The 13,354-nt window shown below is 66.1% G+C and carries 13 protein-coding genes, 1 other RNA gene and 2 pseudogenes; 5 read left to right on the top strand and 11 right to left on the bottom strand.

What is annotated here, in order from left to right; all coding sequences use genetic code 11:
* Positions 1-52: 52 nt before the first annotated feature.
* Together serC and gyrA are read right to left on the bottom strand one after the other, a co-directional pair.
* Complete coding sequence (gene serC / locus BLQ61_RS09280) at positions 53-1,162, bottom strand: 3-phosphoserine/phosphohydroxythreonine transaminase (RefSeq protein ID WP_091569162.1); 1,110 nt, start codon at positions 1,160-1,162, stop codon at positions 53-55.
* A gap of 87 nt (positions 1,163-1,249) precedes the next feature.
* Positions 1,250-3,919, bottom strand: coding sequence for a DNA gyrase subunit A (gene gyrA / locus BLQ61_RS09275; RefSeq protein WP_091569160.1), 2,670 nt, complete (start codon positions 3,917-3,919; stop codon positions 1,250-1,252).
* Between the two features lie 242 nt (positions 3,920-4,161).
* Between gyrA and ompA the strand changes: the two genes are divergently transcribed.
* The 4 genes from ompA (at position 4,162) to ssrA (ending at position 6,681) form a co-directional block, all read left to right on the top strand.
* Entirely contained in the window at positions 4,162-4,821 is a 660-nt protein-coding gene (gene ompA, locus BLQ61_RS09270; RefSeq protein WP_091569159.1) for an outer membrane protein OmpA, read from the top strand.
* Positions 4,822-4,899: 78 nt separating this feature from the next.
* A complete protein-coding gene (ubiG, locus tag BLQ61_RS09265; protein ID WP_091569817.1) occupies positions 4,900-5,613 on the top strand; it encodes a bifunctional 2-polyprenyl-6-hydroxyphenol methylase/3-demethylubiquinol 3-O-methyltransferase UbiG in 714 nt (237 codons plus the stop codon).
* A complete protein-coding gene (gph, locus tag BLQ61_RS09260; protein WP_091569157.1) occupies positions 5,610-6,290 on the top strand; it encodes a phosphoglycolate phosphatase in 681 nt (226 codons plus the stop codon). Before ubiG ends, gph begins: the two co-directional genes overlap by 4 nt.
* Before the next feature lie 12 nt (positions 6,291-6,302).
* Positions 6,303-6,681: a transfer-messenger RNA gene (gene ssrA / locus BLQ61_RS09255) on the top strand.
* Positions 6,682-6,800: 119 nt separating this feature from the next.
* Here the strand turns inward: ssrA and BLQ61_RS09250 are convergent.
* The 7 genes and pseudogenes from BLQ61_RS09250 to BLQ61_RS17590 all read right to left on the bottom strand — a co-directional run bounded on the left by BLQ61_RS09250 (position 6,801) and on the right by BLQ61_RS17590 (position 12,076).
* Positions 6,801-7,976 (bottom strand): site-specific integrase, encoded by a 1,176-nt coding sequence (locus BLQ61_RS09250; RefSeq protein ID WP_091569812.1) that lies wholly within the window; start codon positions 7,974-7,976, stop codon positions 6,801-6,803.
* Complete coding sequence (locus BLQ61_RS09245; protein WP_091569815.1) at positions 7,937-8,164, bottom strand: excisionase; 228 nt, start codon at positions 8,162-8,164, stop codon at positions 7,937-7,939. Before BLQ61_RS09245 ends, BLQ61_RS09250 begins: the two co-directional genes overlap by 40 nt.
* Before the next feature lie 319 nt (positions 8,165-8,483).
* A pseudogene (locus tag BLQ61_RS17595) lies at positions 8,484-8,969 on the bottom strand (TRM11 family methyltransferase); the annotation flags it as partial.
* Positions 8,966-9,856, bottom strand: a complete 891-nt coding sequence (locus tag BLQ61_RS09235; protein WP_091569155.1) for a recombination-associated protein RdgC — start codon at positions 9,854-9,856, stop codon at positions 8,966-8,968. The gene BLQ61_RS09235 and the pseudogene BLQ61_RS17595, both read right to left, overlap by 4 nt.
* Before the next feature lie 48 nt (positions 9,857-9,904).
* Positions 9,905-10,324, bottom strand: a complete 420-nt coding sequence (locus BLQ61_RS09230) for a hypothetical protein (protein WP_139182740.1) — start codon at positions 10,322-10,324, stop codon at positions 9,905-9,907.
* Positions 10,325-10,429: 105 nt separating this feature from the next.
* Positions 10,430-11,755, bottom strand: a complete 1,326-nt coding sequence (locus BLQ61_RS09225; protein WP_091569152.1) for a serine/threonine-protein kinase — start codon at positions 11,753-11,755, stop codon at positions 10,430-10,432.
* Between the two features lie 36 nt (positions 11,756-11,791).
* Complete coding sequence (locus BLQ61_RS17590) at positions 11,792-12,076, bottom strand: YqaJ viral recombinase family protein (protein WP_245703949.1); 285 nt, start codon at positions 12,074-12,076, stop codon at positions 11,792-11,794.
* 99 nt (positions 12,077-12,175) lie between these two features.
* Between BLQ61_RS17590 and BLQ61_RS17585 the strand changes: the two are divergent.
* Positions 12,176-12,331, top strand: a pseudogene (locus tag BLQ61_RS17585) (DNA methylase N-4); the annotation flags it as partial.
* Here the strand turns inward: BLQ61_RS17585 and BLQ61_RS09210 are convergent.
* Together BLQ61_RS09210 and BLQ61_RS09205 are read right to left on the bottom strand one after the other, a co-directional pair.
* A complete protein-coding gene (locus tag BLQ61_RS09210; protein WP_091569149.1) occupies positions 12,295-12,663 on the bottom strand; it encodes a hypothetical protein in 369 nt (122 codons plus the stop codon). The pseudogene BLQ61_RS17585 and the gene BLQ61_RS09210 sit on opposite strands and share 37 nt — an antisense overlap.
* A 97-nt stretch (positions 12,664-12,760) precedes the next feature.
* Positions 12,761-13,285, bottom strand: coding sequence for a DUF3489 domain-containing protein (locus BLQ61_RS09205; protein WP_245703947.1), 525 nt, complete (start codon positions 13,283-13,285; stop codon positions 12,761-12,763).
* Between the last annotated feature and the right edge of the window lie 69 nt (positions 13,286-13,354).

Here is a 13,354-nt window from a genome sequence, read left to right as displayed (position 1 = left end):
TTCATTCAAGGAGCGGGTGAGCGGCGCCACCGAAGGCGCCATGCGGGGCGCGTCAGGCGTGGCGCTGTTCGAATTCTTGCATGTAGGCGATCAGCGCCTCGACGCCGGCCATGGGCATGGCGTTGTACAGGCTGGCGCGCATGCCGCCGACCGACTTATGGCCCTTGACCTGCAGCAGGCCGTGCTCGCGCGCGCCTGACAGGAAAGCGTCGTTGCGCGACTCGTCGCGCAGGAAAAACGGGATGTTCATGCGCGAGCGCGCATTGGGGGCGACCTTGTTCAGATACAGCTGCGAGCCATCCACGTAGTCATAGAAGCGCTGCGCCTTGGCGCGGTTGCGGATTTCCATGGCGGCCACGCCGGTGACATCGCCCTCGCGCTGGCGCTTGAGCCACTGAAAGGTCAGGCCGGCCATGTAGATGCCCCAGGTCGGCGGGGTGTTGAACATGGAGTGGTTGTCGGCCACCGTCTTGTAATCAAAGGCGCTGGGACAGGCGGGCAGGGCGTGGCCCAGCAGGTCCTCGCGCACCACCACCAGCGTCAGCCCGGCCGGACCCAGGTTCTTCTGCGCGCCGCCGAAGGCCAGGCCGACGCGCGACCAGTCCACCGGGCGCGAGGCGACGTGCGAGGAAAAGTCGATGACCAGCGGTGCATCGCTGCCCAGCGCCGCCAGGTCGGGCAGCTCCTGGAATTCGATGCCGTGGATGGTCTCGTTGCTGCACAGGTGCACGTAGCTGGCGCCGCGGCTCAAGCTCCAGGTCGCCGGATCGGGCAGGGCGGTGAAGCCCGTGTCCTCGCTGCTGGCAGCGGTGTGCACCTCGGCGGCGTATTTTTGCGCCTCCTTGCGCGACTTGGCGCTCCAGGCGCCGGTGACGACGAAGTCCACCGTCGCGGCGCGCGACAGGTTCAGCGGCACGATGGCGTTCTCGGCCAGGCCGCCGCCCTGCATGAACAGGATGCGGAAGTGGGACGGCACGGCCAGCAACTCGCGCAGGTCGGCCTCGGCTTGCTCGTAGATGGCGATGAATTCCTTGCCGCGGTGGCTCATCTCCATCACCCCCATGCCGCTGCCATGCCAGTCCAGCATCTCGGCGGCGGCGCGCTCGAGCACCTCCTCGGGAATGGCGGCCGGGCCGGCGGAGAAGTTGTAGGGGCGGTTCATGACGTATTCAAACCAAAAAGGGGTGAAGCCCTCGTAATCAAAGGGCCGATAGCTATTCTTTTGATAGTGAACGAGCGGCGTGACGGATCATTCCTGTGCAGGTGCATCCGGCACATCCGCAGCGTCCCCGGATTCGGCCGCCTGTGCGTCGTTCTCCACGATGCGCTGCAGCCCACCCAGCCGCGCACCATCGTCCAGCGCGATCAGGGTCACGCCCTGGGTGGCGCGGCCGAGTTCGCGGATCTCGGACACGCGCGTGCGCACCAGCACCCCGGTGTCAGTGATCAGCATGATCTCGTCGTCGGCGTGCACCAGCGTGGCCGCGACGACCTTGCCGTTCCGCTCGGATTGCTGGATGGCGATCATGCCTTTGGTGCCGCGGCCGTGGCGCGTGTACTCGCCGATGGGAGTGCGCTTGCCGTAGCCGTTCTCGGTGGCCGTCAGCACGCTGGTGCGGGCCAGGCCGTCGGCCTGCTCGCTGCTCGCCTCGCCCTCTGCCACCAGCATGGCAATCACGCTCTGGCCTTCCTCCAGCGTCATGCCCTTGACGCCGCGCGCGTTGCGGCCCATCGGGCGCACGTCGTTCTCGTCGAAGCGCACGGCCTTGCCGCCGTCGGAAAACAGCATCACGTCGTGCTGGCCATCGGTGAGTGCCGCGCCGATCAGGTAATCACCTTCGTCCAGGCCGACGGCGATGATGCCGACCTTGCGCGGATTGGAAAACTCCGACAGCGCGGTCTTCTTCACGGTGCCCTTGCAGGTGGCCATGAAGACGTAATGGTCCTCGGGGAAGTGGCGCATCGGGCCGGTCAGCGGCAGCACCACGTTGATCTTCTCGCCTTCCTGCAGCGGGAACATGTTGACGATCGGCCGCCCGCGCGAGCCGCGCGAGCCGGCCGGCACCTCCCACACCTTCAGCCAGTACAGGCGGCCGCGGTTGGAAAAGCACAGGATCCAGTCGTGCGTGTTGGCGATGAACAGCTGGTCGATCCAGTCGTCTTCCTTGGTCTGTGTGGCCTGCTTGCCGCGCCCGCCGCGGCGCTGAGAGCGGTACTCGCTCAAGGGCTGGCTCTTGATGTAGCCGGTGTGGCTGAGCGTCACCACCATGTCGGTGGGCGTGATCAGGTCCTCGGTGGACAGGTCCTGCGCGCTGTGCTCGACCAGGCTGCGGCGCGCGCCCAGCTTGGTCTGGCCGAATTCGGTGCGCAGGGCGGTGAGCTCCTCGCCGATGATGGTCGAGACGCGGCCGGGCTTGGCGAGGATGTCCAGCAGGTCCTCGATGTGGGACATGATGTCCTTGTACTCGGCGACGATCTTGTCCTGCTCCAGCCCTGTCAGGCGCTGCAGGCGCATCTGCAGGATTTCCTGGGCCTGGGTGTCCGACAGCTGGTACAGGCCGCCCGCCTGCATACCGAATTCGCGCTCCAGCCCTTCCGGGCGGTAGTCGTCGGCGTTCACCGTGCCACCATCTTCGCGCGTGCGCGTCAGCATCTCGCGCACCAGCTGGCTGTCCCAGCCGCGCACCATCAGCTCGGCCTTGGCCACCGGCGGCGTGGGCGACTCGCGGATGATGCGGATGAACTCGTCGATGTTGGCCAGCGCCACCGCCAAGCCTTCCAGCACGTGCCCACGCTCGCGTGCCTTGCGCAGCTCGAACACGGTGCGGCGCGTGACCACCTCGCGGCGGTGCTGCAGGAAGACCTGGATCAGGTCCTTCAGGTTGCACAGGCGCGGCTGGCCGTCGACCAGCGCCACCATGTTCATGCCGAAGGTGTCCTGCAGCTGCGTCTGCTTATAGAGGTTGTTCAGCACGACCTCGGGCACCTCGCCGCGCTTGAGCTCGATCACCAAGCGCATGCCCGACTTGTCGGACTCGTCCTGGATGTGGCTGATGCCCTCGAGTTTCTTCTCGTGCACCAGTTCGGCCATGCGCTCCTGCAGCGTCTTCTTGTTGACCTGGTAGGGCAGCTCGTCGACGATGATCGCCTGGCGCTGGCCGCGGTCGATGTCCTCGAAATGCACCTTGGCGCGCATCACCACGCGCCCGCGGCCAGTGCGGTAGCCTTCCTTGACGCCGTTGATGCCGTAGATGATGCCGGCGGTGGGGAAGTCCGGCGCCGGGATGATCTCCATCAGGTCGTCGATCGACGCATCCGGCGCGTGCAGCAGGTGCAGACAAGCATCCACCACCTCGTTGAGGTTGTGCGGCGGGATGTTGGTCGCCATACCCACCGCGATGCCGGCCGAGCCATTGACCAGCAGATTCGGCAGCCGGCTGGGAAGCACCAGCGGCTCGCGTTCGCTGCCGTCGTAGTTCGGGCCGAAGTCGACCGTCTCCTTGTCGATGTCGGCCAGCATCTCGTGCGCGATTTTCGCCAGGCGGATCTCGGTGTAGCGCATGGCGGCGGCGTTGTCGCCGTCCACCGAACCGAAGTTGCCCTGGCCGTCCACCAGCATGTGGCGCAGCGAGAAATCCTGCGCCATGCGCACGATGGTGTCGTAGACCGCGCTGTCGCCGTGCGGGTGATATTTACCGATCACATCCCCAACAATACGTGCCGACTTCTTGTAAGGGCGGTTCCAGTCGTTGTTCAGCTCGTGCATGGCGAACAGCACACGCCGGTGCACAGGTTTCAAGCCATCGCGCGCATCCGGCAGCGCCCGGCCCACGATCACGCTCATGGCGTAGTCGAGATAGCTGCGGCGCATCTCCTCTTCCAGGCTGATGGGCAGAGTCTCTTTGGCGAACTGGTTCATGTCGAATAATGAAATGCGAAAGCCCGCGCAGGCGGAAACGAGCCATTTTAGGTCCAAGCCCTTGTCGCAGCAGCGCAACAGGTAGTCCGGGTTTGCGCCGCTGTCCTACGGATCGCACCATGCCGGCGGCACCCCGTGCCTGTTACGTATGGCACAATGAATTCAACGTTTTTGCCGGTGATGGTCACTGGCGACGTCAAGATTCGCAGCACGGCTGCGGCTTTATCCCCGAGAGGAGAACCATGAAGAAACTGAACAAAGTGGCGATGTTGTTGGCCTCTGCCGTGATTGCTACCTCCGCTGGCGCCCAGATCCGCGCAGCCGACGGCGGTAATGTCGTGGACAACTGGCAAAACGGCACCGGTGAACTGGTCTGGAAGAACGGCACCAACGAACTGTGCTGGCGTGATGCGTCCTGGACGCCTGCCACCGCAGCTGAAGGTTGCGATGGCGCCTTGGTCAAGGCTGCTGCGCCTGCTCCGGCTCCTGCCGTGACGCCGGCTGCTCCCGCTCCCGCTCCCGCCCCGGCTCCTGCCCCGGCTGCTGCCAGCAAGGTGACTTACGCTGCTGACGCTTTCTTCGACTTCGACAAGTCCGTTCTCAAGCCGGAAGGCAAGGCCAAGCTGGATGACCTGGTCTCCAAGGTCCGCAACATCAACCTGGAAGTCATCATCGCCGTGGGTCATACCGACTCCATCGGGACCGATGCGTACAACCAGAAGCTGTCGGTGCGCCGCGCTGAAGCCGTGAAGGCCTACTTGGTGTCTAAGGGCATCGAAAAGAACCGTGTTTACACGGAAGGCAAGGGCGAGAAGCAGCCTGTTGCGGATAACCGCACGGCTGAAGGTCGCGCCAAGAACCGCCGCGTTGAAATCGAGGTGGTGGGCACACGCGCCAAGTAATCTGGCACCGGTATCCCAAGAAAGCCCCGGCAACGGGGCTTTTTTTCGTCCGTGTGATTTAGCAGGAGAATGCGGTTCATGAACGAGCACCTCAACGCCGATCCGGCGGAACTGGCGAAATTTTCCGAGTTGGCGCATCGCTGGTGGGATCCCGAAAGTGAATTCCGGCCGTTGCATCAGATCAACCCCTTGCGACTCGACTGGATCAACCAGATCGCACCCCTGGCCGGCCAAGACGTGCTGGATGTGGGTTGCGGCGGCGGCATACTTTCCGATGCCATGGCACGCAAGGGCGCGGACGTGCTGGGCATCGACCTGGCCAGCAAATCATTGAGGGTGGCAAGCCTGCACGCGCTCGAGGCGCAGACCCCACGCGTGCGCTACCGGGAAGTCAGCGTCGAAGCACTGGCGCAGGAATCTCCCGGTGGGTTCGACATCGTGACCTGCATGGAACTGCTGGAGCACGTGCCCGATCCGCAGTCGGTGGTCAAGGCATGCGGACAGCTGGTGAAACCCGGTGGATGGGTTTTCTTCTCCACCATCCATCGCAACGCCAAGGCCTTTGCCCTGGCCATTTTCGGTGCGGAATACCTGTTGCGCATGCTGCCGCGCGGCACGCATGAATATGCAAAGTTCATCCAGCCGGCGGAACTGGCGGCCGCCTGCCGCAGCGCGGGCTTGGAAGTGCAGCACACACGCGGCCTGCAGCACAACCCGATCACCGGGCGCTACTGGTTGAGCTCGGACACCAGTGTGAACTATCTCTTTGCGGCAAGGCGCACCTCGGCATGAAGCAGGCATTTGATTGGGGACGCACGCGCGCGGTTCTGTTCGACCTGGACGGTACGCTGGTGGACAGCGCGCCGGATCTGGCACATGCCGCCAACCAGCTGCGCGCCGCCCACGGGCTGGAAGCCCTGCCGCTGCAGGATTTTCGGCCGATGGCAGGCGCGGGCGCGCGTGGCATGCTGTCCATCGCGTTTGGTGTTCAGCCTGATGAGGAACGCTTCGTCCCGCTGCGCGACGCTTTCCTTGATCTGTATGAGGCCTGCATCCACGACCGGACGCGCGTATTCGACCACATGGAAACGGTGCTCCCAGTGCTGGAGCGCAATGGCCTGCCCTGGGGCATTGTCACCAACAAGGCGCAGCGTTTCACCTCTCTGATTGCGCAGCGCACGCCGCTGTTTGCCCGCGCCGGAGCCATCATCAGCGGCGACACCACGCCCCACGCCAAGCCTCATCCGGCGCCATTGCTGGCGGCTGCCAGTCAACTGGGCGTTGCGGCGCAGGACTGCATTTACGTCGGGGATGACCTGCGTGACGTGCAGGCAGGGCGCGCGGCCGGCATGGGCACCGTGGCCGCCTTGTACGGATACCTGGGCAAGGATGGCGAAGCTACCGCTTGGGGCGCAGATGCATGCATCGAAAGCCCGGCAGACCTCTTGAAACTGCTGCGCTTGGTCTAAAATAGGACGCATGGGGCTGTCCTGGTTTCGACGTGGGTTCGGAATCGGTGTGGTGCATGTCGAGCTTGAGTGACGCTCGTAAATCTCCATTCATCAAAGTAACTGCAAACGACGAACGTTTCGCACTCGCCGCTTAAACACCGGTGAGCCTTGCAACAGCACGCTGATGGGCTGGGCAAGGGGGTAGCAATACCTCCCGGCTGCAAGGGAATTCACATCAGCTGGCTCCGTGTCGGGTACCTTGGCATGGAGCGAGACTCAAGGGTGCTGGCGTTTCATATAGCGTGCGTCTGCGCGATATGGAACGTGAGATCCAAACCAGAACGCTAAACATGTAGATCTGCTCGAGGAAGGCTTGCGGACGCGGGTTCAATTCCCGCCAGCTCCACCACCACAAACAACCCCAGACAATGAGCGTCCCTCTTGTCTGGGGTTTTTTCTTGCCTTTCGCTTGTCCTGGGCGGTCCTGAGATTCGCACGGAAATCGCACCGGCAATCGCACCGATCCGATCAGGTGGCCAGGCGCAGCGCCGCTTTGGGCTTTTGGTAGTCCTCGCGGATGAACTTGCCATAGGTGCGAAACACCATTTCCACGTCCTCATGGCCCAGCTGGGCAGCGACATACCAGGGGTTCGCCCCGGCGGTCAGCAGCGATGAGGCGTAGGTGTGGCGCACTTGGTAGGGGTTGCGGTACTGGATGGCGGCGCGCGTGCACAGCGGTTGCCACAGCGTCTTGCGGATCTGCGCGTCCGTTTCCCAGGGCTCGCCGTTGCGCGGGTTCAGCCATACGCGCGCCCCTTTGAGCGCCGACAGCGGTTTTTGCGCCGCCAGCGCGCGTAGCGCATCGTCGCTCAGGTCTACGTCCCGGATGCCGGCCGCAGTCTTGGGGCCCTTGACCACGCCCGCCACCTGGTTGAGCTCGATTCGCACCGTGCGACGGTCGAAATCGCACCGGTCCCACTGCAGCGCCTGCAGCTCGCCCGGGCGCAGGCCGGTGGTAAACCAAAATTGCATCATCGGCCGCTCGTCGGGGCGGCAGGCCTGCAGCAGCCGCTCGCGCTCGTCCTCGGTGAGGGGCTGGATCACGTAGTCGCTGGCGCGGGCGGTCTGGCGTATCAGCTTGGCCAAGGCGATGCGGTCGAACGGGTTGAACTCGATCAGGTCGTCGTTCAGCGCGTCATCGAACACGCTGCGCAGCGGGATCAGCATGTTGCGAATGGCCTTGCTGGTGCAGTCCATGTCACCGATCCACTCGCGCAGTGCGCTGGGCGTCACGTCGCGCAGCTTCACGGCATGCCAGCGGCGCATGCGCTCGCCCTGGATGGACTTCTCGTAGCCGCGGTAGGTGGCGGGGGACATCTGCCCGTTCTCCACCTGGCGCGCGTAGGTTTCCAGCTGGCGCTCCAGCAGCGTCTGCATGAGAGCGCTGTCTGGTGTGCCCGCCTTGGCGCGCGGGCTGTCGGGGAAGTAGGCGGCGTAGTCGAACGTGCCATCGACGACCTTGCGCCGGATCTCTGCACGCAGGTTGGCCGCATACTGGATGCTGCCCTTGTTGATGGGGCCCGGCGGCAGCAGCTCGCGGCACTCACGCGCCTGCCAGGTGAACGCGATCTGCAGGCGGGCGCCGCTGACGAACTCGCGGATCTTCACGCCGGGCGGGGTTGCGAGAGCTGGTTTTTTATCCATTGGTCGGCCGCCTTGATGTTGACGTAGAGCCGGCGGTCCACCACGGCAGTGTGCACGCCGTCCAGCCAGACGCCTTTCTTGCGGCGCTGGTGGACAGTGTTGGTGGTGGTGCCGGTCAGGTCGCGGAACTTGTCCGCGAGCACCCATTCTGGCGCAACCGCCGGTGCAACGGGGGTGGTGGCTGTCATGGTCTTGACCTCCCTGGAATGGAAAGGCCGCCCCGGGCGGGCGGCTGGCTTGGCCGGCGTGCGCGGTTTGCGCTGCAGCCACAGAAAATGCGGCGGCTCGCCGGCCTGGTTGTAGGCGTCCCACAGCTCCTGCCCCTCGGCGCAGCGCTGCAGGTCGGGGTTCTTGCCGGCCGCCTGGCAGAGGCTGCAGCGGCCGTGGTGGTCCTGGTACGCGCGGTCGGCGGCGTACCAATCGGGCGGGGGAGCGTCGGCCGCAACGAATGCAGCGTTCAGGGGTTGGCGCCGGCGGGGCGGCGGGTGGCTGGGGGTGCTTGATGCCTTTCATGAACACCAGCCAGTGCGTCAGGCCTGCGCGCCCTGACACCTGGCCGAACATGGGTTTCTCAGGTGTCAGCGCCAGCACATCGCGCAGCTTCACCTGCGTCTCGTTCCACTTGAACACCAGCACGCCGCCGGGCTCCAGAACTCGGAAGCACTCGGCGAAGCCGGCGTGCAAGTCGTCGCGCCAGTCCTGGCCCAGCTTTCCGTACTTGGCGGCCAGCCAGGATCGTGGACCGGCCTGCACCAAGTGCGGTGGATCGAAGGCCACCAAGCGGAAGCTGGCGGCCGGGTAGGGCAGGCTGCGAAAGTCCAGCAGCACATCCGGCTCAATGCGCAGCACGCGCTGGCCAGACGGGTTGCGTGGCGAGTTGTCGGTGACCGTGATCGTTTCGCGGCGACGGTCGCCGAAAACCGCGCGTGGGTCGGCCTTGTCGAACCACATCATTCGGCTGCCGCAGCAGGGGTCAAGTACGGCGGCGCTCATGCGACGCATCTCTCGCCGCCCAGCGCCTCGACCAGCTCTGGCACCAGACGCACCAGCTCGCCGGTGGCAATCGCCACGTCGGCGTCGAAGCCGCCCTCTGCCTCGCCGCCCTCCAGTACCACATCCAGTAGCTGCACCTTCCTCAGCTGCAGCCCCTCGGTCAGCACGAAGGACACGCGATCGTCCCAGGCCATGGCCAGGCGCGTGGGCAGCTTGCCGGCCTCGATGTGCGCGCGCACCTCGTCGATGTCCAGCGGGTGGCGCGCGTAGCGCACCACCGCCTTGTCCTCGGCGCCGCTTTTCAGCTCGCACTCGCGGTCGATGGCAAAGCCCGCCGGCGGCTCCTGCTCCTTGAGCCAGTGCGCCATGGCCGCCTGCGGGCTGGTCTGGGTGTCCAGCAGCGCCAGCGACAGGCCGGGCAAGGCCTCGACCAACGCCGTGGCGATCTGGTCGGCGCGCGACTGGGTGCCGGTGTCGATGGCCAGCAGCCGCGCGCCCGGGTCGATCCAGACCCAGGTGGCGGCCTGGCGCGCGAATGCGTGGGGCAGCAGGTCCAGCCGGGCCTCGTCCTGCAGCTCGCGGCGTTCCTTCTTGCCGGGCGTGCGGCCTGTCTCGCGCTCGATGGCTTCGGCTTTGGTATCCACGCGCCGGCGCAGCACATCGGCGGGGATCTGCTTGGCCTCGGTCATGAAGCGGGCGATCCACTGGCCGCCCACGGATTCGACCAGGGCGCCGGTGCTCCAGCCGCGCGGCGGCACCCAGCCGGCGCTGCGCTCCTGCGTTGGGGTGCACTTGGTGAACGGGGTCTTGGCCAGGGCCTGCTCGATGGCAGGAAGGTCGGCGTCGAACAGGGCGCCAATGCGATAGAGGGTCAGGCTGGTGAACATGGGTGCTCCAAAAAAAGGGCCTGCGCGAAGCAGGCCGGGGAGGGTGGATCAGTGGCAGGCGTGCGCCCGGATGGCGTCAGCCCAGGGCGTGCCGCGCTCCACGTCCTCGGCCACGCGCTGGCGGCCGTAGCCGGTCATGCTGGGGTGCGTGTGCAGGCAGCAGTCCGCAGCGTCTTGGTAGGTGTCTCCCCCGCTCAGGCAGACGGGGCAGATGCGCGGCTGGCACTCACCGCTGGCGCCGCAGCAGTCGCGCGCCTCAGCCTCGTCGTCGCACTTCTCTGAGCACGCCGGGCACTTGAAGTAGACCGGCGGTCGGCAGCAGCGCTGCGCGTCCCACTCGTCGCTGTGCTCCTCGCCGCACGCGGCGCATTCGTAAATGGCCTCGATCTCGGTGGACGTTTCGCGAAGCATGTTCGGGCCGAGGGTGTTTTGCTCCACAAGCCGGGTGAAGAAGTCGTGCGTTTGCATGGAGAACTCCATGAAAAAGCCCGCGCAGTGGCGGGCGTGAAAAATGAATGAAACCGGCCTCCAGCGCTTGCTAGCTGTGCGCTGGAAGCTATCAAATAAGTAGCATTACGCCGCCCGCAGCGCCGGCAGCGCCGCGGCCGTCGCGTGGCTGGCGATGGCGCGGCACATGGCGGGGAAGTCTGCTTCGCGGTACAGCTTGGCGGCGCGCTCGGTGGCCACCGGCTGAAACCCCAGCTCGGCCAAGCCGGCGGCGCTGACGCTGATGGGCGCCAGCCGGCCGTTAATCTGGCCCAGCGTCATCCTGATGCCATCATCTGCTTCCGGTTTGATAGCTGCAGGTGCTTGACTGGCAAGGACTGGCGCCGGTTTTCGCTGCACATCTGCCTGCGCCTGCGCCAGCTCGCGCGCGGCGGCTTCGGTGCGCTGGCGCGCCGCCTCATCCTGCTGGTGCCGCGTGATGCGCAGCTCGGCCAGCGCGGCGAAGTCCTCCGGTGCCTTGCCGCCCACGGCGGCGAAGTCGGCGAACAGGAAAATCCAGTCGCCGTCCTGGCGGCGCAGCGCGGCGCGGTTGTCCAGCATGCGCTGGGCCTGCGCGTCGATGGCTACCTTCTGCGCCACCAGCTCGGCGGCCAGCTTGTCGCGCATGCTGTCCAGGCTTTTCAGGCCCTTGATGCAGGCGGCCAGGGCGGCCGGGGCCGGCGTGCCCAGCTGGCCGGCGCCATGCACATGCAGCTGCACGTTGGCCTGGCGCACATGCTCAGCCAGGGCGACGGCGGCGTGGCGCACCAGCGCCTCGCGGCGCGCCTCCTTCTCGGCGGCCACCAGCTTCTCGGTGGCCAGGCGTGTGCTGCGCGCCAAGGCCTTCAGGTCGGCCACGGCGCGGCGCATCGCCTCCACGTCGCTGATCTGCGCCAGCGCGCCGGCTTCGGCCGTATCCAGCGCCTGCTCGGCCGCCTTGAGCGCCTTGCACGCGGCGTCGGCGTCGGCGAACTCCTGGTCCGTCTCGGGCCGGGCCGGCATGCGCGCGATGAAGGCGCGCAGCGCGTCGCCGAAGGCCGGCAGGTTGCCGCGCACGGCCAGCACGCCGTCCACCTGCACCACGACGGCTGGCAGGCTCTCCACCGGCGCGGCCACCACCGGCGCCGCGGCTTCGGTGGGCACGTAGGCGGCGACATCCTTCTCGAACTCCACCCAGCCGGCCACCAGCTGCGCGCGCAGCTCGGGGTCAGGCGTGTACCAGCAGTGCCGCGCCTCGATGAGCGCGCCGTCCTCGTCCCACTGGCTGGCGGTGAACAGGATGCGCGTGGCGCCGCTGACCATGGCCTGGTGCTCCATCTGCACGCGGTAGTCGCGCGGCAAGTCGGCGCCGGTGCAGCCCTCGTGCATGGCCTCGCGCAGGCGCTGGTTCAGGCTCTTGTGCTCCCAGGCCACGTCGCTGGCGAAGGTGATGCCGTCGAAGCTGGCGCTTTAGCGGCCGGCCTTGCCCACGCAAGGCGACAGATCCTCGCCGATCACGTCCTCGGCCAGCGGGCGGGCCAGGTTCTCGAACCGGTGGCCGTCGGCGAAGCGGCGCGCGGTGGCGGCGCCCACCTCGGGCGTGATGCCGGTGGCGCGCTCACGCACCAGCTCGGCGCGGCTCTTGTGCGGGCTGCACGCCAGCATGGCCGGCGCATCGCTGGCGTTCAGGCTGGTGGCGCGGTGCTGGTGCCACTCGGCGGTGCCCTGCTGCAGGTACAGGATTTCCATGGTCATGCTTGCTCCAGTTCGGCCACGCGGGCGTCGAAGATCTGGTTCAGGCGCAGGCGCTGCGCCTCGTCGCTGATGGCGTCCAGGCGTGAGCCCAGGTCGTAGACAGGCCGCATTGCGCGGCTGATCGAACTCGACCCCAAGTACGTCGACGTGATCGTGCGCCGGTGGGAGGAGTTCACCGGCAAGCAGGCTACCCGCGAGGCGGATGGCGCGGTGCTCGATCAGGCGGCCAGCGATTCCTCGATGATTTCGCAGTGAATCACAAAGCCCGTCAGGTAAGGCAGGCCGCGCGGGATGCCGTACTGCTTGCTTGTCTGGCGGCCAATCGTCCAGCCCATCCAGCGTTGGGTGGCGGTGTTGATCGCGTCCGCCAGGGCCTTGCCCTCGTAAAGACCGTTCTGGACGTCGTCGGCAAAGTGGCGTCCGTGGCGGCTGTCGAGGAAGACCCTCACCGATTCGAGGGGCTGGCTGGTGGCGTTCGAGATGGCTGCCATCGCCAGGGGCCACGCGGCGCTGGCGTGTTCGTTCATCGTGCCCCAGAAGCCCCAGGCTTCGTTCTGGGTGGCGGGGATCTGCGTGGTGGTGTTCATCTCTGGCTCCTTCGGGTTGATCGTTGCGACACCTGTAGTAACGCGCTGTTCGACTGAGAAGCCAAGCGCTGCTTGGCCTCTTTCTCGATCTTTCTGATCAGGCGATGCGGTAGACCCGCTCTCCGCCTTGCGGCTTGTCCGAGACGATGGTCAAGCCCAGTTTCTTCTTGAAGGCTCCTGCAAAGGTGCCGCGTACCGTGTGCGCCTGCCAGCCGGTGGCCGTGCAGATCTGGCCGATGGTTGCGCCCTCGGGACGCTGCAGCATCCGGATCACTTCGGCTTGCTTGCTGTTATCGCGGGTGCGAGGCGCCTTGACGGGCGTTTTGAAGGATGCCTCGGCTTGGGCGACGGCGGATTCGAGTTCCGGGTCAGCGTCTGCGGTGTCGTCCTGCGCCGCTTCGGCGTTGGCAATGATCGCGTCGAGTTTGGCCTCGAACTTGGAGATGTGCTTGGCGTTAACGTGGGGGCGCTTCATGCCCAGGGCGTCGTAGCCCTCGGCGGCGACGCACCAGCCCTCGCCATCGGGCGTGATCAGGGCGCGATTGAACATTCCTTCGAGCACCTTCTTGCGCGCGCCGCCTTTGATGTTGTCGGGGTGACCTGCCCCCTTCCGCCGTGCCATTCATAACGAGGAAGTCCGGGGTTGCAAGATTAATTGATCTCTGTGGTGGTTGAAGTGCTTTGAGTTGCA

This window comes from Oryzisolibacter propanilivorax, from assembly GCF_900103645.1.
In the GTDB taxonomy this organism is placed as follows: domain Bacteria; phylum Pseudomonadota; class Gammaproteobacteria; order Burkholderiales; family Burkholderiaceae_C; genus Melaminivora; species Melaminivora propanilivorax.
Note: the sequence above shows the minus strand (reverse complement) of the source record. Positions and strands in the feature narration are given on the sequence as shown.